The sequence below is a fragment of the Endozoicomonas acroporae genome (assembly GCF_002864045.1).
Lineage (GTDB): Bacteria > Pseudomonadota > Gammaproteobacteria > Pseudomonadales > Endozoicomonadaceae > Endozoicomonas > Endozoicomonas acroporae.
In genome coordinates this window covers 31,853-51,609 of the sequence record NZ_PJPV01000171.1, presented here as the reverse complement: position 1 = coordinate 51,609, position 19,757 = coordinate 31,853, and the positions used below count along the sequence as shown (strand labels likewise).

22 protein-coding genes and 1 tRNA gene are annotated in these 19,757 nt (G+C 50.2%); 17 read left to right on the top strand and 6 right to left on the bottom strand.

Going from position 1 to position 19,757, the window contains the following annotated elements:
* The first annotated feature begins 55 nt into the window (after positions 1-55).
* Together hpf and CX664_RS22760 are read left to right on the top strand one after the other, a co-directional pair.
* Positions 56-370, top strand: coding sequence for a ribosome hibernation-promoting factor, HPF/YfiA family (gene hpf / locus CX664_RS22765; protein ID WP_101748939.1), 315 nt, complete (start codon positions 56-58; stop codon positions 368-370).
* A 27-nt stretch (positions 371-397) separates the two neighbouring features.
* On the top strand, positions 398-847 hold the full coding sequence (locus CX664_RS22760; RefSeq protein ID WP_101748938.1) for a PTS sugar transporter subunit IIA: 450 nt from the start codon (positions 398-400) through the stop codon (positions 845-847).
* A gap of 139 nt (positions 848-986) precedes the next feature.
* On the opposite strand, the gene CX664_RS22755 is transcribed toward CX664_RS22760, so the two are convergent.
* Both CX664_RS22755 and CX664_RS26670 read right to left on the bottom strand, forming a co-directional pair.
* Complete coding sequence (locus CX664_RS22755) at positions 987-2,270, bottom strand: hypothetical protein (protein ID WP_101748937.1); 1,284 nt, start codon at positions 2,268-2,270, stop codon at positions 987-989.
* 245 nt (positions 2,271-2,515) lie between these two features.
* On the bottom strand, positions 2,516-2,662 hold the full coding sequence (locus tag CX664_RS26670; protein WP_163370757.1) for a hypothetical protein: 147 nt from the start codon (positions 2,660-2,662) through the stop codon (positions 2,516-2,518).
* 44 nt (positions 2,663-2,706) lie between these two features.
* Here CX664_RS26670 and rapZ point away from each other — a divergent pair, with 44 nt between their 5' ends.
* The 3 genes from rapZ to mgtE all read left to right on the top strand — a co-directional run bounded on the left by rapZ (position 2,707) and on the right by mgtE (position 5,347).
* Positions 2,707-3,564 carry an RNase adapter RapZ gene (rapZ, locus tag CX664_RS22750; protein ID WP_101748936.1) on the top strand — a complete coding sequence of 286 codons (858 nt, stop codon included), beginning with the start codon at positions 2,707-2,709 and terminating at the stop codon, positions 3,562-3,564.
* The gene (locus CX664_RS22745; protein WP_101748935.1) at positions 3,564-3,833 is read left to right on the top strand and encodes an HPr family phosphocarrier protein; all 270 of its coding nucleotides are present in this window, start codon (positions 3,564-3,566) and stop codon (positions 3,831-3,833) included. The genes rapZ and CX664_RS22745 overlap by 1 nt, the downstream gene beginning before the upstream one ends.
* Positions 3,834-3,988: 155 nt before the next feature.
* Positions 3,989-5,347 (top strand): magnesium transporter, encoded by a 1,359-nt coding sequence (gene mgtE, locus CX664_RS22740; protein ID WP_101748934.1) that lies wholly within the window; start codon positions 3,989-3,991, stop codon positions 5,345-5,347.
* Positions 5,348-5,528: 181 nt separating this feature from the next.
* Here the strand turns inward: mgtE and pmbA are convergent, their stop codons facing one another.
* Positions 5,529-6,890: a metalloprotease PmbA gene (gene pmbA / locus CX664_RS22735; RefSeq protein ID WP_101748933.1), complete on the bottom strand. Its 1,362-nt coding sequence runs from the start codon at positions 6,888-6,890 to the stop codon at positions 5,529-5,531.
* Positions 6,891-7,289: 399 nt separating this feature from the next.
* Between pmbA and CX664_RS22730 the strand changes: the two genes are divergently transcribed.
* The 5 genes from CX664_RS22730 to yjgA all read left to right on the top strand — a co-directional run bounded on the left by CX664_RS22730 (position 7,290) and on the right by yjgA (position 12,603).
* The gene (locus tag CX664_RS22730) at positions 7,290-8,225 is read left to right on the top strand and encodes an ankyrin repeat domain-containing protein (RefSeq protein WP_180966594.1); all 936 of its coding nucleotides are present in this window, start codon (positions 7,290-7,292) and stop codon (positions 8,223-8,225) included.
* 113 nt (positions 8,226-8,338) lie between these two features.
* Positions 8,339-9,490, top strand: coding sequence for an ankyrin repeat domain-containing protein (locus tag CX664_RS22725; protein ID WP_101748931.1), 1,152 nt, complete (start codon positions 8,339-8,341; stop codon positions 9,488-9,490).
* A 254-nt stretch (positions 9,491-9,744) separates the two neighbouring features.
* Positions 9,745-10,467, top strand: a complete 723-nt coding sequence (locus CX664_RS22720; protein WP_101748930.1) for a 2OG-Fe dioxygenase family protein — start codon at positions 9,745-9,747, stop codon at positions 10,465-10,467.
* Entirely contained in the window at positions 10,398-11,630 is a 1,233-nt protein-coding gene (locus tag CX664_RS22715; protein WP_101748929.1) for a cysteine desulfurase-like protein, read from the top strand. The genes CX664_RS22720 and CX664_RS22715 overlap by 70 nt, the downstream gene beginning before the upstream one ends.
* Positions 11,631-12,060: 430 nt before the next feature.
* Positions 12,061-12,603 carry a ribosome biogenesis factor YjgA gene (gene yjgA, locus CX664_RS22705; protein ID WP_219622274.1) on the top strand — a complete coding sequence of 181 codons (543 nt, stop codon included), beginning with the start codon at positions 12,061-12,063 and terminating at the stop codon, positions 12,601-12,603.
* A gap of 86 nt (positions 12,604-12,689) precedes the next feature.
* Here the strand turns inward: yjgA and CX664_RS22700 are convergent, their stop codons facing one another.
* Positions 12,690-13,397: a glycerophosphodiester phosphodiesterase family protein gene (locus CX664_RS22700; protein ID WP_163370761.1), complete on the bottom strand. Its 708-nt coding sequence runs from the start codon at positions 13,395-13,397 to the stop codon at positions 12,690-12,692.
* A 93-nt stretch (positions 13,398-13,490) separates the two neighbouring features.
* Here CX664_RS22700 and CX664_RS22695 point away from each other — a divergent pair, with 93 nt between their 5' ends.
* Positions 13,491-15,065 carry an FGGY-family carbohydrate kinase gene (locus tag CX664_RS22695; RefSeq protein ID WP_163370762.1) on the top strand — a complete coding sequence of 525 codons (1,575 nt, stop codon included), beginning with the start codon at positions 13,491-13,493 and terminating at the stop codon, positions 15,063-15,065.
* 29 nt (positions 15,066-15,094) lie between these two features.
* Here CX664_RS22695 and CX664_RS22690 read toward each other — a convergent pair.
* A tRNA-His gene (locus CX664_RS22690) sits at positions 15,095-15,170 on the bottom strand.
* 204 nt (positions 15,171-15,374) lie between these two features.
* Here CX664_RS22690 and CX664_RS22685 point away from each other — a divergent pair.
* The 4 genes from CX664_RS22685 to brnA all read left to right on the top strand — a co-directional run bounded on the left by CX664_RS22685 (position 15,375) and on the right by brnA (position 18,768).
* Complete coding sequence (locus CX664_RS22685; protein WP_163370763.1) at positions 15,375-16,373, top strand: caspase family protein; 999 nt, start codon at positions 15,375-15,377, stop codon at positions 16,371-16,373.
* A gap of 435 nt (positions 16,374-16,808) precedes the next feature.
* A complete protein-coding gene (locus CX664_RS22680; RefSeq protein WP_101748925.1) occupies positions 16,809-17,846 on the top strand; it encodes a porin in 1,038 nt (345 codons plus the stop codon).
* Positions 17,847-18,284: 438 nt separating this feature from the next.
* A complete protein-coding gene (locus tag CX664_RS22675) occupies positions 18,285-18,560 on the top strand; it encodes a BrnT family toxin (protein WP_101748924.1) in 276 nt (91 codons plus the stop codon).
* Positions 18,547-18,768 (top strand): type II toxin-antitoxin system BrnA family antitoxin, encoded by a 222-nt coding sequence (gene brnA, locus CX664_RS22670; RefSeq protein WP_101748923.1) that lies wholly within the window; start codon positions 18,547-18,549, stop codon positions 18,766-18,768. Before CX664_RS22675 ends, brnA begins: the two co-directional genes overlap by 14 nt.
* A 70-nt stretch (positions 18,769-18,838) precedes the next feature.
* Here brnA and CX664_RS22665 read toward each other — a convergent pair whose 3' ends face one another.
* Positions 18,839-19,099, bottom strand: coding sequence for a DUF29 family protein (locus CX664_RS22665; protein ID WP_101748922.1), 261 nt, complete (start codon positions 19,097-19,099; stop codon positions 18,839-18,841).
* A gap of 28 nt (positions 19,100-19,127) precedes the next feature.
* Here CX664_RS22665 and CX664_RS22660 point away from each other — a divergent pair, with 28 nt between their 5' ends.
* Both CX664_RS22660 and CX664_RS22655 read left to right on the top strand, forming a co-directional pair.
* Complete coding sequence (locus CX664_RS22660; RefSeq protein ID WP_101748921.1) at positions 19,128-19,427, top strand: type II toxin-antitoxin system RelE/ParE family toxin; 300 nt, start codon at positions 19,128-19,130, stop codon at positions 19,425-19,427.
* 3 nt (positions 19,428-19,430) lie between these two features.
* On the top strand, positions 19,431-19,709 hold the full coding sequence (locus CX664_RS22655) for an addiction module antidote protein (RefSeq protein ID WP_206679265.1): 279 nt from the start codon (positions 19,431-19,433) through the stop codon (positions 19,707-19,709).
* Positions 19,710-19,757: the final 48 nt, after the last annotated feature.

Sequence of the window (19,757 nt, the reverse complement as noted above, 5' to 3'; positions counted from 1 at the left end):
GAAAAATCCCGCGGACTGGTGATTATCTGGATAATGGGATTCAGGAGAGCGATACATGCAAGTCAACATCAGTGGACATCATGTCGAGGTAACAGAAGCTCTGCACGACTATGTGATCAAAAGACTGGAGCGTCTTGGTTCACATTTTGACCATATCACCAATGTACAGGTGACCCTGAGTGTCGAAAAGCTGGTGCAGAAAGCAGAAGCCGTTTTGCATACCCGCGGGGCCGAGATTAATGCCACCGCCGAGCACGAAGACATGTACGCAGCCATTGACCTGCTCTCGGACAAGTTGGATCGGCAGCTGGTTAAGCGAAAAGAGAAAGCCCTGGACAGGCAACAGGGTGCCAGTGGCCATGCCCTTTGATTTATCAGGTTGCCATTCTTATTCAGCATGATTATTCATCGCATCCTAACCCCCGAGCGCACCCTTGACGGGGTGCACGGGGCCAGCAAAAAGAAAATCCTGGAATTTATCGCTGAACGCATCAGCAACGAAGCCCCCGAAATCAATGCCAAAGAACTGTTTGAAGCGCTGGTTTCCCGGGAGCGTCTTGGCACCACCGGACTGGGCAATGGCGTGGCTATTCCCCACTGTCGCTGTAAAGCCTGCCCGGAGCCTATCGGTCTTTTTATACGACTGGCGGAACCGGTTGATTTTGATGCGGTGGACCGTGAGCCCGTTGACCTGGTATTCGCGTTGATCGTGCCAGAAGGGGAAAACCAGGAACATCTTGAAATTTTAAGGGCGCTGGCCGGGCGATTTCATTCTGCCCTGACCCTTCAGAAAATACGTTCGGCTACCAATACGACAATGCTCTATCATACTATGAGTGAACAGTGAATAACGTGACAAAAAAAGGCCATCATAGGTAATGATGGCCTGAAAGGTTCAACGTATCACAATGCTCTTATCTTTTGTTGTTAACACACTTCTTTGAGTCCCGGACAAAATGCATTGCGGCTTACAGGGTTTTAGCCAATTACCGTTGAACCTTAAGTTGCTCATCAAGCTCACGAATTGCTGCATACCTGTCGGCCTTTGGGTCTTTTTTAGTGACGTTGGGCGAAACAGTTGATGGAACAATCGGGGTTTCGGACACAGGGCTTTGAGAGTCCTGTCGCTTATGACCCTTGGCCATTTTGATGTCCTTAGCCTCTTTGGCCTTCTGCACTTCAGAAGACTCTTGCTTTCGTGAAAAGTAGTAGGCCAACCCAACTCTGCCATACTTTAACTCAGCACTTTTTGCTTTATTTCTGAATGTAACCTTTTTTTCCTTGTCAAAATTTTCTTGTGCTTTGTTGGTTTCAACCTCAGCTCGTTTCTTTTCAATTTCAGCAATGTTCTCCAAGGCTTTTTTACCTCTTTCTTCAGCAAAGACGGTACTCGCACTGTGAAGACCGGTCAGATCGTATCCCTTCTGCCCGCAGCAGGGCGAGCTCTCTGCAGTACGTGGTGTAATCGGCGCAACAACACCTCGAGAAAGTTGTTTAGCTTTAAGTTCTACAAGCATTTTAGCCCTGTCAGGCTTGCGGACCAGCTCTTTGGCTTTATATATATCAATTTTCGATTCAAGCACTCTTAAGACTGAATCAGCAACAGCTTTAGGTTCACGTTTGCTTTTGTCAACGTCAGATTCATCTTTGCTTTTGCCGGTATCAGCAACAGCTTCATCCTGGCTTTGGACTGTATCAGCAACAGGTTCAGATTTATTATTACCTTTGGTTGCATCAACAATAAATTTCAGACCGGTATACTTGTAAACAACCTTGACAACTTTAATTGCCCAGTGCTTCAGCTTTTTGAAGAAGCCAGAGGAATTGTCTTCAGAGCTTTCCGAACTTGTCTGAGGAACAGTTTCCAAAGCCGGTTCGTCCTGCATGACCTCCACCTTGGGATTGGTGTCGCTTTCTATGGGGCTTTCCTGTTCTGTCTGGACAACAGGATCGATAGCCGGTTTGATATTCTGCATAGCATCAGCCTTGCGCTGAAGGTAGGCCATATGGCTTTTGGCCAGTTTATCTTCGGCTTTATCCCGACCGCCAATAAAAACCTCTATTATTTTGGGCTGACCATCTTCAAACTTTCTTTCCAGTGGCCTTACCATGTGGTTATAGAACCTGCCAAAATCCTCAGGTACCTGATCTTTCTCACGCGGACCAGGAACTGGTGAAGAAGTTTTTTCAGCTAATGGATGTTCAGTCGTTTCAACTAATGGTTGATAAGTAATTGCGAGTAATGGTGGTTTAGTCAGTGGTGCGTCCATGATGTTACTCCTTTAACAAGATAGGATTGTTTCATATAATCAGGAGAGATTATTTAATTAACCTCTCTCACCAATTACCTTCTGATTTGAATTCTAGGATGACGCTGCTATTAAATGAATAACAGCATTGTCAGAAGCACTAACAGAGTTTTAAGTAGTTGGCCAAATGGAATCATTAGAATCAGAAAAAACAAACAGCCTGACCAATATCCTGCACCCTGATAGAATCCCGCAACCAGGCGCTGTCAGCCATTTAACACATTTTGATTAACAGGATTTCCAGCAACTCCGGATACTTTTGCCATCGGTTTGCTTTTTCCACCACAGGTCAACGGTATCCGGTAGGCTTCTTGATCAAAAGTTGCTTTAATAGAGAAAGGGTCAGCTTTCAATACCTACAGACATGCAACGCTCAGGCAGCATATAAGGAACAGCTATGAAACTTATCATCATCAGCGGGCGCTCCGGTTCTGGAAAAAGTTCAGCTCTGCACACCCTTGAGGATGAGGGTTTTTATTGTGTCGACAATCTTCCGGCCAGTATGCTGAACCAATTGCCGGATACCCTGAAAGGCCATCATTCAACTCCACCCAGGATGGCCGTCAGCATTGATATCAGAAATCTGCCCGGAACTCTGGATAACTTTCCTGATCTGCTGAAGTCCCTTCGGAACAAAGGCATCCATTGTCAGGTACTCTACCTGGACACCGACAGCGAAAAGCTGGTCAGCCGTTACAGTGCCACACGCAGAAAGCACCCGCTCAGTAATGACCAGACGTCGCTCAGAGAAGCCATCGCGTTAGAAAAAAAGCTGCTTACGCCAGTGCTGATTGAGGCAGACCTGAAAATCGACACCACATCGCTCTCTGTTCATCAGATGAGGGACATGATCAAACAGGAGTTCTGCGCTGATCACAAAAGCGGTGTGACGGTTCTTTTTCAATCGTTTGGCTTTAAAAACGGCATTCCTTCAGATGCCGACTTTATCTTTGATGTGCGCTGCCTGCCCAACCCTTTCTGGGACGAATCCCTGAGAACATACACAGGTCTGGACCAACCGGTTATCGACTTTCTGAAGGATGATCCCCTGGTGGTCGAAATGGTGGAGGATATCAGTGCCTTTATCGAAAAATGGCTTCCGCGGTTTGAGTCAGCCCAGCGCAGTTATATGACGATTGCCATCGGTTGCACTGGAGGGCAGCACCGCTCAGTCTATATTGGTAAAACACTGGGCACCCTGTTTACCAGTAAACTGGATCGGGTTCAGGTTAGACACAGAGAGCTTCACGAATAATGATTACCTATCGAAAAAAAATCATTAACAAACTGGGCTTGCACGCCCGAGCGGCATCCAAGTTTGTTTCCACGTCATCGGCGTTTGCCAGTGAGATTGAAATCGGATTCAATGGGCGCAAGGTGGATGGCAAGAGTATCATGGCGGTTATGATGCTGGCGGCAGGACAGGGTTCGGAGCTTGAGCTCCTTTGTGACGGCCATGATGAAGAGGCCGCCTGCCTTGCCCTGTGTGAGCTGATTGATGACCGCTTTGGTGAAGAAGAATAACAGACTCCCCCCCTTTGCGGGGAGTAGCCACTGCAATTACCATAGAGACCATCTTTCATTTTCCCTGACCATCCGGCCTTTACCGGATGCGCAGAAACTGTTCATGCAGATCATTCAGGCAAATCTTTCAGGCAGATCATTTCAGGCAGACAATAATGGCGCAGCAACTGCAATTGAGCATCGGTGAAGCCGAGCTGAAAAAACTTAATGATGCTCTTGAGCACGGTGTCTCTGCAGAATTGCGCACCATGTTGAACACCTTGCCTCCGGCTGACACCGCGCACTTGCTGGAGTCCTCCCCACCAAAGTTACGCAGCCTGTTATGGCGATTGATTGACCGTGAACTGGAAGGCGATGTGCTGCAGGAACTGAGCGAAGACGTTCGCCAGTTCTTCCTTGACCAGATGAACATTGCCGAACTGAAAGCCATTACTCAAGGTCAGGATGTTGACGACATCGCCGACCTGTTGCAACAACTGCCAGATACCATCACCCGACAGGTGCTGGACTCCATGAACAGTCAGGACCGACAGCGGGTTGAGGCGGTTCTGGCCTATCCGGAGGATTCCGCCGGTGGCTTGATGAACACCGACACCATTACGGTGCGCCCCAATAACACCGTTGATGTTGTGCTTCGTTACCTGCGCCGTCATGAAGGCATTCCGGATAGCACAGACAGCCTGTTGGTGGTCAATCGCCGGGATGAATACATCGGCCGCCTGCCCCTGACCTTACTGCTGACAACCGAACCGGGTGCTACTGTCAGACAAGTGATGTTAACCGACCTGGACCCGATTCCTGCGGATATGCAGGATACCCAGGTAGCCCAGCTGTTCGAACGGCAGGACCTGCTCTCCGCCCCGGTGGTGAACGACAATGGCAAACTGCTTGGGCGGATCACCATCGATGATGTAGTGGACGTGATCCGGGAAGAGGCCGAACACTCCATGATGAGCATGGCCGGTCTGGATGACGACGAAGATACCTTCGCCCCGGCCCTGCGAACGGCACGACGCCGGGCGGTCTGGCTGGGCTTCAACCTGATTACCGCCTTTATTGCCGCCTCGGTCATTGGTCTGTTTCAGGAAACCATCGATAAAGTGGTGGCCCTGGCGGTGCTGATGCCGATTGTTGCGGGGATGGGAGGTAATGCCGGCAGTCAGGCCCTGACCCTGGTGATCCGAGGTATGGCGCTAGGGCAAATCAGTAAGACCAACCTCCGCTGGCTGCTGAGCCGGGAGCTGGTTGCCGGGTTTCTCAACGGGTTGTTGTGGGCAACCCTGGTGGCCGCCATCGCCTGGTTCTGGTTTGATGACCCGATTATTTCCCTGGTGATCGCCTGCGCCATGGTGATCAACCTGAGTGTTGCCGTGGTCACTGGAGCGATGCTGCCGGTTTTACTGAAATCATTAAATATTGATCCGGCCCTTGCTGGCAGTATTATCCTGACCACGATTTCCGATGTGGTGGGGTTCCTCTCATTCCTTGGGCTGGCCACTGTTTTCTATGGGTAGCGTTTTGAACCACAAAGGCACAAAGATACAAAGAAGAGCAAAAGAGTAGTAAGAGCAAAGCTCTTACTACTCTTGCCCTGGGCGGCTGTCCGAGAATAGCTTTTAAACATTGAACCTCAAAAGCCCAAAAAACCTTTGTGTCTTTGTGCCTTTGTGGTTCCCTTCTTTTGTCTTTTAACAATCACTCACCCGCCAGCTTCATACTGCTGATCAGAATTGAACCGGTCTGGATATTCCCACGCCTGTCGACATCATTGCCCACGGCAACAATATTCCGGTAGATATCTTTCAGGTTGCCAGCAATCGTCACTTCTGACACCGGGAACTGAATTTCGCCATTGTCGACCCAGAAGCCACCGGCACCACGAGAATAATCACCGGTGACGGTATTAACCCCCTGCCCCATCAGTTCGGTAACCAGCAGCCCGGTTCCCATCTGTTTCAGCAGCGCATCAAGATCGCCTGCATTGCTTTGTACAAACAGGTTATTAACACCACCGGCGTTGGCGGTGCTGTCCATCCCCAGTTTGCGGGCAGAATAAGTGCTTAAAATATAATGCTGCAGCACACCGTCCGTAATAAAGTCCTTGGCATAGGTCGCCAGCCCATCATTATCGAAACTGGCGGATCCCAGCATGTTTTTCAGCAATGGTTGCTCGTGGATACGCATCCATTCTGGAAACACCGGTTTACCCAGGTGATCCAACAGGAAAGAGGCCTGTCGATAAAGGCTGCCACCACTGATCGCCCCGAGAAAATGGGCAATAAGACCTGAAGCCACCTCCGGTGCAAACAGTACCGGCACCTCGGCAGTACCTACTTTTCGCGCTCCCAGTCGGCGCACCGTGCGCTCCGCTGCTGTCTTACCAACAGCAACCGCTTTTTCCAGCTCGTTGGCATTACGGCTTACGGTATACCAGTAATCCCGCTGCATCTCGTCACCCTGCATACCAATCAACACCGCACTCAGGCTGTGGCGACTGGACACATAGCTGCCAATAAACCCATTGCTGTTGCCATAGACACGACAACCCTGATGGCTGGAGACACTGGCACCGTCGGAATTGACAATTTTATTACTGAACGCGCGTCCGGCATCCTCACATTGCATGGCCAGATCAATCGCCTGCCCGGCATCGATTCCCCAGGGGTGATACAGGTCAAGATCCGGCAACGCATCACCGTCAGCCATTAACACGGGGTCAGCCAAACCCGCATAAGGGTCTTCGGACGCGTAACGGGCAATATCGCAGGCGGCTTTTACCGTTTCACGGATGGCCTTTGGACTGCTGTCAGAAGTACTGGCAGAGCCTTTTCGCTTACCCAGATAGACGGTAATGCCCAGCCCCTGGTCACGGTTAAACTCAACCGTTTCAACATCGCCCATACGGACGCTGGCCGACAGGCCGGCATCCATACTGATGCCCACCTCACAGGCATCCGCTCCCTGTCTGGCGGCCTCTGCCAGAATATCTCCGGCCAGTGTTTTCAGCCTGGTCTCTTCACTTCGTGGATCCAGCACTGCATTGGAAGGTTCGCCCATGATTGCACCTGATCTGTTGTGTTTATGCCTACGGGGGTTTTCAACTATTGTGCCGCTGTGAAGTTAATAATGCATCAGATAGATAATCAATTGCAGATTCAGAGTCTAATCAGCAACCTTTATCAAGGCTTGCGCACTGAGCCTTGTGCACTATTTTCATTAAGCGATTTGTGTTCTTTACATACCTTGAAAGGGGAAGCACCGATGTTCTCTAGGGGCAGGACGGAGCATGATCATTCGGAGGAAATGGCAGCCGATGCAAGCTCGTTTCCCCCATCCGTAACCCTCCCACCGCCTGATCACACGTCAGAAGTCGAGCACTCGGAATCCGCAGTGGCGGTCTCAGGCAGCAGGCAGTTGCCTGCCACGACGAGTGAGTTGACAGATCTGGCAGAATTGATGAAATTAGTCATCGTGAATAACGACCTGGCCACTCTCAACCACCTTCTGGACCGTGGCGTTAACCCCAATACCCGCTGCCAGGACGGCCATACCCCTCTGTATTGGGCCATCATCTATGGCAAGCTGGAAGATATTGTCAAGACGCTGCTGGATCGCGGAGCGGATCCGAATCTCCCGGCCTCCTGCCGTTTTGCGCCTTTGCTACTGGCTGCAATGAAGGCCGATGACAAGGCCGTTTTCTTGTTGCTGGAAAGGGGAGCCGATCTGAACGGCCGTGACAATTCGAATTGCTCAGCGCTCCATCTGGCCACTATTTGTAACAACCCGACAGCGATCACCGAGATCATGAATTGCCTGCTGGACAGAGGTGCGGATATCAATGCCCTTGACTGTGACGGCCAAACTCCGCTGCTCTGGGCGGTAAAAACAGGCAGCATTGTGGGCATTAACACTTTACTGCAACGAGGTGCTAATCCAGATACTCCTGACAAGTGGGGTCAGACTGCACTTATCAAGGCTGTACTGTACAGCGTCCCTGCCAAAATCAACAGTATGGTCAATAGCCTGCTGGCCAATGGCGCCAATCCCAATAAGCCAGGCAAGTCAGGCGAAACACCTCTGCATCTGGCGCTTCAAAAAGACCGGCGGGATACCGTTGATATTCTGCTGGCCAATGGTGCCCGTGCCAATATTCCCAATGCGTCTGGTCAAACTGCGCTTGACATTGCAGCAGCCAAAGGCGTTGCTGATGCCCTGCACAATATCATGCCTCCTTATCAACCGGAGACGCTATTGGCCTGCGCCCGAACCAGCATTCGTTCACGGCTGATAAAGAACCAGATGCCGCTGGCAAAAGCCCTGGCACCAGGCTCTGACTGTCTGCCGCTGCCCAATCACATAAGGGCTTATTTACACGAGCCGCTGACTCTTTAGGAATTGTCCCCCGAAAGCAGGTCATTTAGATTCAGGCTTGCGTAGCGAACCTTGTGAACTATTTTCTTTAAGCGATTTGCTGTTCTTTGTATATCTTGAACGGAAACACAACAATGTTACCAAGCGTCAGGACGGAGCATGACCATTCGCAGGAAATGGCAGACGATGCCAGCGTGGAATCCCCATCCGCAGCGTCTTTCCCACTACCTGAAAACACGACATCAGTCGATCATTCAGAATCTGCAGTGGCTGTTTCAGGTAGCAGGCAGTTGTCGGCAACGACGGCTGATTTACCAGAGCTGATGTTATCAGCAATCCTGCATAATGACCTGGCCACCGTCAACTGTTTGCTGGACCAGGGAGCTGACCCCAATATCTGCTTTGCGAGTGGCTCTACCCCTCTGCATTTTGCCATCCACTTTCTGGAAGAGGAAGGTATTGTCAAGACGCTACTGGATCGCGGTGCAGATCCGAATCTTCCTGCCCCCTTTTTGTTGAAAGATCAAAGTACGCCTTTGCTGAAAGCGGCAGAACTGGGCAACTATAAGGCCCTCAATTTGTTGCTGGACAGGGGAGCCGACCTGAACGCCAGTAACATTTGTGGTCACACAGCACTGCATACGGCCCTTCTTAATATAAACGAGACAGTGATCACCAGGATCCTGAATTGCCTGCTTGACAGAGGTGCCTATATCAACGCCCTTGACTCCGAGGGCCAGACTCCGCTGCTCTATGCGATACTTCACTGCAAAGTTGAGGGCGTTAACACGTTACTGCAAGCAGGTGCCAATCCAGATATTCCTGACAAGCGGGGTCAGACTCCACTTAACTGGGCTCTCCATTTCAGAATGAACAGTATGGCCAATAGCTTGCTGGTCTATGGAGCCAATCCCAATAAACCCGGCAGATCAGGCAATACCCCACTGCATCTGGCGCTTCAGAAAGACCGGCCGGAGATCGTTGACAGTCTGCGGGCCAATGGTGCCAATGCCAATATTCCCAATGCATCTGGTAAAACCGCACTGGACATTACTGCAGCCAGAGGCGTTGTTGATGCCCTGCACAATTACATTTCTGCTTATCAACCGAGGACGCTAATGGCCTGCGCCCGAACCTGCATTCGTTCAAGGCTGGTAGAGAACCGGTTGCCCTTGGCAAAAGTCCTGGCATCAGGCTCTGACTACCTGCCGCTGCCGTATCCCATGAAAAACTATTTATACCAGCCGCTGACTTATTCGGGATCTGCCCTAAAAGCAGTTTATTAAGATTCAGACTTGCGCAGAGAGCCTTGTGCACTAATTTATCTAAACTAACTGGTGATTCATGCAATACCTTACTGAGCAATACAAATGATCTCAAACGTCAGGACGGAGAATGACCATTCGGAGGCAATGGCAGCTGATGCCAAACCGGTAAAAAAACGCTTGCCCAGCTTTACCAGGCACGCTGCGTAGCGATTATGTCGTCTATTATGTTGCAGACACTGTAGAACAGCATCAGTAATGGCAGGAGGGTGACCATGGCTGTTATTTCACCTGATTTTACCTTTTCACATCAGCGGCTGACCGATCTTGACCTGAACGCTTTTGCGCCTTTTTTTGCCAATCTTGCCGCTGACCGTTATGTCAGCGGTCACTACCGTTTTCGCCGCTACTCCCGCTTTACCGGGCCTGCAGAACGCCTGGAAAGATTACCCCACGATGACTTTGTCCAGTCCCGTTCGGTCAATTATCTCAGTGGCGACATTCTGCGGGAATTTGCTGAAATTGAACCGACCCTGACTGAGCTGCCGGAATTTCAATCCCTGTTCAGACAGGTAAACGGTTTTTTCGGTCTTGATCCGGCACGTACCGTTTATGGCGTGCATCAAATCCGGATCACCTGCTCCGGCGCTGATCACGGCTTGCCAGTGCCGGAAGGCATTCACCAGGATGGCTTCGACTTGATTGCCATCATCTGCACTGACCGCAAAAACGTCGAGGGGGCCGAGACTGGAATTTTTTATCATCCGGAACAAAAACCTGCCTATAGTGCTACGCTGTTGCCCGGGGATATTGTTTACTGTAATGACCGTCGGGTCTATCACTATACCTCTGCGCTGCAGGTCAGCAGTGGCGAAGTCTCCGGGCATCGGGATGTTTTCGTTATTACGGTAACCCTGGAGGATGAACAGTGGAAAAACAGCATACCTCAACCAGCCTCCAGCGCATCCGAGAGCAATTTCCAGCCCTTGAGCGGTTAGAGGGAAACCAGCGGGCCGTCTATTCTGATGCGCCGGGAGGTACCCAGGTTCCGGTATCGGTGATCAGTGCCATGTCGGATTACCAGCAATCGGGTTCCGCTAACCTGGGTGGTTTTTTTGCCACCAGTGAAGAAACCATGGCACTGCTGGAACGGGCAAGGGAGGCCGCAGGGCAGTTATTAAATGCCCCTGCTGACAGCATTGCCTTCGGTGCCAATATGACTTCCCTGACCCTGGCGCTGAGCAGAGCCATCGCCAGAACCTGGCAAAAGGGTGATGAGATTGTTGTTTCATCGCTAGACCATGACGCCAATATCACCCCCTGGGTGCTGGCGGCAGAGGAACGGGGATGTACGGTCCGGACGATGGATTTTACCGCCAGTCAAAATCTCTGCGTCACAGAGCTTGAGCGCCTGCTGTCCAACAGAACACGACTGGTGGCGTTTACCCTGGCCTCTAACGTGACCGGCAGCATCACCCCGGCAGCAGAACTGATCAGGGCTGCACACTCCGTGAATGCCCTGGTCCATGTTGACGCCGTTCACTACACCGCCCACCGGTTACCGGATGTGCAGGCCCTGGATGTGGATTTCCTGACCTGTTCGGCCTACAAGTTCTGCGGCCCTTACCTGGGGGTGACGTATGGTCGGCCAGAACTGCTGTGCAGCCTGAAGCCCTATAAAGTCCGTGCAGCAAATGACCAGCCACCCTGGTGCTGGGAGACAGGGACACAGAACTTTACCGCGATTGCCGGATTGCTGGCCTGCATTCAATACCATGGCTGGCTCACCGGTTCTGACCATGACCGCAAGGGATTGCAGACGTCGGCCCGCTGGATCGAGGAGCACGAGCAACAGTTGTCGCAACGGTTTCTTGATGGTCTCAACCACATGACCGGGTTCACCTTGTACGGCTCTGATACCACGGCTGACCGAACCCCCACCTTTGCCCTGGCCCACCACCGACAATCCTCGGCCAGGCTGGCACAACTGCTGGCCCGGCACGGTATCTATACCTGGTCCGGCCATTTCTATGCACTGGATCTGCTTGACCGGCTCAAGCTTCAGGAGCGGGATGGGTTACTGCGGATAGGCTTTGTCCACTACCATACGCCAGAAGAGATAGACAGGGTGCTTAACGTTCTGGCAGATATTTCTGCGTGATTTGCCAGATGACGCATAAATGGTAACGCCATGTTGCAAGACAACTGTCATTTATATCCGGCCTCGCCACAGTACATGGTTTCAATGTAATTGATAAATTCCTCTCTCAATGGCACCCAAACCCCGTTCATCCTGAGCGGAGTCGAAGGGTGCTTGGCACGATCTATCAGAGTCCGGAGTTTCCGCCTTTGACTCCGCTCAAGGCGAACGGAGTTTGGAGTTCAATAAAAGAACCCATCAATTGCACTGAAACCGTATAACAGGAGCTCACCGACACACCAGGCCCGCAACAAAACGACAACGGGAGTTGCGGAAAAACATCCCAATTGAAAAGCATTCTGAAGTAAAATACCGGGAAATCCATTTTCCATCCATGGAACTGCTTTCTGATAAATAACATCAGGCAGATTCCCATCAATGGCCATTCTCTATGAGTAAAAAGAGCCGTCGTATCCAGGAAGCCTGGGACGATGAAGAAACCGAGGAAATCATCTATGTCAGCAAATCTGAGCTGAAGCGGGACATGGATGAGCTTAAGAACATTGGTGCCCGGCTGATGGAACTGAAACCGGCACTGCTGGATAAGTTGCCACTGAATGATCGCCTGCGTGCAGCATTGGATGAGAGCAAGCGCATCAAAAGCAACAATGCCAGAAAGCGTCATCTGGGCTTTATTGGCAAACTGATGGCAGACCAGGACATTGAGCCGATCATGGAGCTGCTTAACCAGCTGGATTCCTCCAGTGAAGAGTACAACCGCCGGTTTCATCAATTGGAGCGGTGGCGTGACCAGCTGATTCGTGATGATGACAGTCACACTGTATTAACTGAATACCTGGAGCACTACCCGGAAGCTGACCACCAGCATATCCGCCAACTGGTCCGTAATGCCCAGAAAGAAGCGTCTCAGGATAAGCCCCCGGCAGCGGCGCGAAAGCTGTTCAAATACCTGAGAGAAGTGGACGAGCTTTAAAGTTCACCATGAGCAGGCTGACCCAGCCTGTTCTTTTTTGCGGCGTGATTTCTCCGGTCAGCACCGGGACTTCAACCACCATGCTTTTAGTGATCTGCCAAAGGGTAATCAGAAAAAACACCATCAACGCCATCATCAATCAGTTGTCTGGCAACCGCCGGAGAGTTAACGGTGTAGCAATACAGTTCATAGCCTTTGGACTTTACTCGCGAAATGTGTCGTTTTGCCGTTCGCTTACTGTTGAGGTGGATGGATACCGCGTTGACCCGTAATGCTTTCTTGTGCCAGTTCATTGGCAATCGCTCAAACAAACAGCCAACCGGAATATCGGAACAATCTGAAAAACGGACAAGTGCCGCATAATTAAAACTGGAAACCAATAGCCGATCGTTTGGCAACTCAACCTCGGCCAAGGTCTTTACTACCGCTTCTACCAACCTCGACTTTGAGCAGCCATTGGTTTTCAGCTCAAGGTTCAACCCAAGCCCAAGTTCTTTTATAAGCTTAAGCGCCGCTCCAAGCTGAGGAATCGGCTCACCCGAAAATTGCCCTGAAAACCAGCTTCCGGCATCGATTGTTGCCAGATCAGAGCAGGTTAACGTCTTCAAGCGACCTTTTTGATTGGTGGTACGGTTCAGTCGCCGGTCATGAAAAAGCACAAGAGTACCATCACCTGACAGAGTAACATCCACCTCGATCCATTTCAGCCCGTGCTCAGCAGCCAGCCTGATGCCTGCCAGGGTATTTTCCGGAGCCTCTCCTGCCAGCCCCCGATGCCCGATTATCCTGCTCATGTGCATGAATTTACCCACCTTAAAACACCCCTGTCCAAATGCAGGAACGGAGCTATTCTTACCCGAAACACTGTTTCAAGGACATTATCACAGATGCGGCCTGTTTTGCTCAGTATCGATGTTGGCACCCACAGTTTGCGCAGCGCTTTTGTTTCCCCGGAAGGGCATGTCCTTGCCCATAATGAAGAGCCACTTCTGATCTGGAAAACAGCCAGTACCATGGAGTTCTGTTCCGGGAATATCTGGGAGGCCCTGGTCACCGGCGTTAACCGATTAATCGCTGAACACCCGCTGAATCAGGAGGATATTATCGGGATCGGTATTGATACCACCTACTCCCTGGTTCTGCTGGACCAGCGGATGCAACCTGTTCACCTGCCCGGGAGCAATCGTGCTGACACTTTTGGCTGGATGGACAGCCGCGCCAGTCAACAGGCTGCCACTATCGCCAGAGAGCACCCGGGACTATTTGGCCATGCGGGTCCTGGCATCAACGCCAGGAGTAACTGCTGTAAATTACTCTGGCTCTTCCAGTGTGCGCCGGAAACCTGGCAAGCCGCCACCTGCATCCTCGACCTCTATGATTATGTCACCTGGAAGCTAACGGCCTGCTTGACCAGAACACCTGATTCGACCAGTCATACCTTTACCAAAAATGCTGCTGCCCAACTGAATATTGATATTGAGGGACGATTCAAGGGTGAATCCCTTGAGATTGGTGCAGCCATCGGGGATGGCCTGTGCCAAAGTGCCGCTGACCAACTGAACCTCAAACAGGGAACCCCGGTTGCCACAGGTATCGTTGATGCCTATGGCGGCGCCCTCGCCACGATACTGGCCAGCAATCACCCGGACAGCCAGCAACCACTGGACTGTATTACCACAAGAGTCAGTTTTATCGGTGGAACTTCATCCAACTACGTCGCGTTCAGCAGGGATAGGTTGACCTGCGATGGAGCAGATGGCCCCTACCCTTCGGTGCTGGAAGGTTACTCGTTGATATACGCCCGGCAAACGGCGGCAGGTGCCTTTATTGATCACATCATTACCTCACACCCGGCTTACAGCTCAATCTATGATATCGCTGTCAGCCTGGGGATCGGGGCTCATGAATACCTTAATCAGATTCTCTATGAGCTGGCGGATAACGATCGATCGGAATACGCTGACAGTGTCAGCAAACTGACCGCGCACCTGCATATGCTCCCTTACTTTGATGCGCCTGAAGTGGATCAACCACAGCGTGGAATGATTACCGGCCTTACCCTGGATAAAAGTCATCAGTCGCTTGCTGTGCTGTACCTTGCCAGTATTCAGGCCCTGGCCCTGGATGCACGCTATCAGTTAGAGAAGTTAACAAAAGCCGGGTATCACATTGAACTGTTGATCCCCACCGGAGGATTGGCAAAGAACCAACGACTGCTCACTGAACATATCAACATACTCAATATTCCTGCGGCCATTCCGGAAGAGAGAGAAAATATGCTGCTGTCCGGAGCCATCACCGCAGCGGTGGCCGCGGGTATCTACGACAGTATTGAGGATGCCATGAGAGCCATGAGTCGCTATCACGAACGAATAGAACCCGACCAGCAGCTGGCTGATTTTTACCAGGCAAAATACGACATATTTATAAAGATGCTGAAGGATCAACAATCATGGGGGTAAGAATTGGAAGGTTTGCAAGGGAGGGAAGATGGGGTGGGCGAAGGGGCTCGAACCCTCGACCGCCGGAATCACAATCCGGAGCTCTGCCAACTGAGCTACGCCCACCATCAACATCTGAATCAGGAAAGAACTCCATCCCTCACCAGACGCCGCTGATTATAAGGAAAGCTGTTCAGCTTGCAAGCATGACCCGTTGTTTTTTTCTGCGATTTACCACTATATTTCAATAAGCGTCTATCTTCGTTCAGCCTCCCGGGTATCTTTACCCGACACTCATCACTTCTCAAGCTTGCAAGCATGAGGCATACCATGCTCACTTTCTGTATAGCCCGAATTCAGCAGTCTGTTTTCAGCACGATTACGCAGCTTATCTGTCTGTCATTAATACTGCTATCGCCACTCAACGCCTACTGTTCTTTCAATTCAGATTTGCCTGATGATCAGACCGTTTGTTATGACAACCAGTGTCCACTGGACACTGACTTCTATTTCGAGTTTGAAAATATGCATCTGATCAAGGGACTGTTTACCGGGCAAAACTACGATCAGATTCCGGAAGTACCAACATTAGGTGGTTGCCGTAATGATGCCTGGAACTTTTTTAACTGGGCCTCCACCAGCAAGGGCATCCCGACAACCTCCCTGAAGGTACAGACTGATCGATCTGGCCCACTCAAAAAATCCATCGTCCTCGCGGAAATTGAACGTCTGGCAGAGCAAACCCACAGTGAAGCCCGGCCACATCGCATAATCATCAGTTTCAGCGGACACGGTACCCGCAGACCGGATACCAGTGGTGATGAGTCAGATCATATGGATGAGCTATTGGTCTGTGGTCGCGATGTTATTTCCGATGATGAACTGCATCATGCCTTCAAACGCTTTCATAACAGCACAAGGCTGCTGATCTTCGTTGACACCTGCCACTCCGGCACCATGTTTGACCTGCCCTATCGCTATGTCTATAACTCGCTGCATCCGGATATTATCGAAGAAATTGATACAGGCAGAGACAGGGACATTCCTGCCTATATGATGGTGGTATCCGCCAGTCGCGACAGAGAGACCGCAGCCGATGCTTTTTTACCAAGCCCCGGTATTATTGCCTGGAGCAGCCAGGGGGACTTTAGCCACCGAATGATCAAGACATTGAAAGAGGTGTATTACCATAACCTCTATGTGAGAAATATTCCGGCCCTGCTCCGTGACCAGAAACTGCATGCCGAGGTCAGGTACAACCCGAATCAACATGCTGTTCTCTCAACCAACTTTCGTCCGGCCAGAAACCTGAAGTTGTTTGGCTGGTAGCAGTCCATTAACAGATAACTGGTTGCGTATTGGCTTTGATTATTTCAGCGTTGATGTACATCAACGGAATGCAAATTTCTATTAATCGGGAATGCCGTATTTCACCCATTATCTCGGCATTTACCTACCCGATTATTTGATCATCTTAACTCACTCTCTTCTTGGTGATTTATTTTAATCCCTTATCCATCAAGGTCTCCGCACTTTCATTGATTATTTATTATCAAATGCTGTTTGATTTTCATTCTCGCGGCAGCGAAAAAAATCATAAGCAAATTCAATTATGTAATGTGACCTTGGTTTAACAACTCTTGAATAATTACGCCCAAATTAAGTCGCCCGCATCGGTGCGGAGCTTTTGCCCCGGGCTATGCATAAGAAGAAAGGCGACAGAAAAAAGCACACACATCACACACAATTTCAGGAGTAAGCTCCATGCAAAAGAAAATTCTTGCAGCTGTTGTTGCTTCCATGATGGCTGGCCAGGCTATGGCTGTTACTGTTGTTGACAACGGTACTGACAAAGTGACCATCGGTGGTCACGTTGGTATGCGTTATGTTGACCAGACTGACGGCGAATCTACTGGCGACAGCAGCCGTATCAACTTTGCCTTCGAACACAAACTGACTGAAGCGACTACCGCTTTTGCCAAGGCTGAGTGGGGCTTTGACACGACTAACAGTGGCGAAGGCGACTTCTTCTTCAACCGTCTGGGCTATGTTGGTGCCAAGAACGACCAGTATGGTTCTATCTCCTTCGGTAAGCAGTGGTCTACTTACTCCACTGTTTCTGGCTGGACTGACATGTTTGCTACCACCGGTGGTGAAGCTTCCGGCACATACACCAGTTTTGGTGATGAGCTGGGTACTGCCCGTGCTGACGACGCCCTGCAGTATAACCACAGTATCATGGGGCTGAATATCTCTGCACAGGTTCAGCTGGGTGAAAGAAAACTTTCAACCAAGGTTAGTGGTATTGTTATCCCGTCCACTATGGTACGTGATGGTTCTTACAGTGTAGCTGGCAGCTACAACCTGCCAATGGGGCTGAGTATCGGAGCTGCATACAACCAGGCTGAAGTTAAAGATACTTCTGTAGCAGGATCTAAAGACAAATCTAAATCTGCTATTGTTGGTGCCAAGCTTGAAGCAGACAAGATTTACGCTGCTTTCACTTATGCAGATCTGAAGAACCTGGCAGACGGTACACTGGGTGCTGTTGAAAAGGCTAAAGGTATTGAACTCTATGGCAGCTATCAGCTGAACGAAATGTTCAAACTGGGTGGTGGTTACAACCAACTGAAAGACAAGAGCAACAACGCTGGAAACAGCGAACTGAAGTACATGCCTGTAGAAGTAATCTACACTCAAGGTCCAGTTCAGCTGTCTGCTACTTACCAGTTCGAGAAGACCAAAGTTGCTAATGTTGACGTTGACGACAAGCTGATCCTGCAAGCTCGCTACTACTTCTAATACCGAAGTGGTTGCTTAGCAGCAATGCCTTCGCTGGACTTTCCGGCAACAAAAAACCCGCTCCGGCGGGTTTTTTGCGTTTTGACGTAGATCGGTTCCCATAAGAGCTGAAACCGGAACCAACCGTCACGCACAGTACCTCGATCCTCTGTGGTAACGCTACCGAGCCTATCCGAAGACGCTACTCTGGTAACTCATTTCAATGAATTTGATGTGTAAAATCTCCGTTCACCCTGAGCGGAGTCGAAGGGTGCCTGGCACGATCTATCAGAGTCCGGAGTTTCCGCCTTTAGGCCCTATGGGTCCTTCGACAGACTCAGGACGAACGAAGTGCGGAGGCACGACAACCCGTCAAACTCATTGAAACCATGTACTGGCTTGTTAATTGAGATTAATAAGTTATATTTATCCTTTTTATACACTAATATGGTATTAAAAATGGGTAATACCCAATTTGAATACGATGAAGAAAAAAGTCTTGCCAACAAGGATAAGCATGGCATCGACTTTGTGCAGGCAGCCACCTTATGGGAGGATGATAGACTGATCTGCCTGCAATCGAAGGTAAAGACCGATGAGGAACGATTACTCTTTATTGGTCAAATAACAACTAAACACTGGACCGCCATAGCGACACAACGGGGAGACTGTCTCAGAATTATCTCAGTACGCCGATCCAGAAAAAATGAGGTGAACCTTTATGAAAGCCAGTGATATTGATAAAAAATTCGACGATGGCGAAGACGTACTGGAATTCTTCGACACCGACCATCCTCAACGGCCCAACCTTGCCGCCAAAAGGGTTAACATTGACTTCCCTGCATGGGTCGTGAATGAACTGGATAAAGAAGCCAGCGCAATCGGTATCAGCCGTCAGGCGCTGATTAAAACGTGGATTGTTGACCGGCTCAGGCAGCACTGATCTGGTCCTGCCCGACAAGTCTGGAGCGAGGTTGGCGGGCTAACCCAGGTGTTCATCATGTTTTCAAAACCTACTCCGGCCCCGACGGATACCCATCCGTCATAATCTGCTCCATGGTCCACGGATTAGTATCCGGAAACTCATCCTCCGGTATTTCCAGCTCCCGGGAAGCATCCCGACAGGCAATGGGATAACATTCCAGCAGGCTTTCATCCAACAGTCCATACAAGCTGGTTTTTTTCATCAACAGTCGCTTAACTATTGCCCGTTCTTTTTTCAGGCTGAAATCAATCACCATATGAAAATTCTGGACAACCTGGTTACTTGCCATGATGTAGCCTGTAAGCTACTTTGTAGAAATGAAATATAATGTCGTGTCCACAGAAATATTCGATGACTGGTATCGCCAGCTTAAAGACCGTACCGCAGCTAAAGCTATTGCCCTGCGTATTACCAGAGCCAGGGCTGGGAATTTGGGCGACACCAGGATGATTGGTGGTGGTATCAGTGAGATGCGGGTGTTTATTGGCAAAGGTTATCGTTTATATTTCACGATCCGTAACCGCCAGCTGGTTATTCTTCTGTGTGGTGGCGATAAATCCAGCCAAAGTAGAGACATTAAAAAAGCGAAATCACTATTGGATCAATTGGAGGATTGAGTGATGAGTCTGAAACTGAAACCTTTCAATCCTGTTGCGATGTTGCAAGATGATGAGATTGCGGACTATCTCACCAAAGCCTATCTTGATGAAGATCCACAAGTCTTTATTATTGCCCTTGGCGATGTAGTCAAGCATAAAGGAGTTGCAGAAATGGCCAGGCAAACCGGATTAAATCGGGAAAGCCTGTATAAGACATTTAATGGCAAGGTGCAGCCAAAGTGGGATACCGTCCACCGTCTTTTAAAAGCACTGGGCGTTAAGTTGACGGTGGCAGCATAATTACTGGACCGCCATAGTGACACAATGGGGTGAACCCTGGTGTTCATC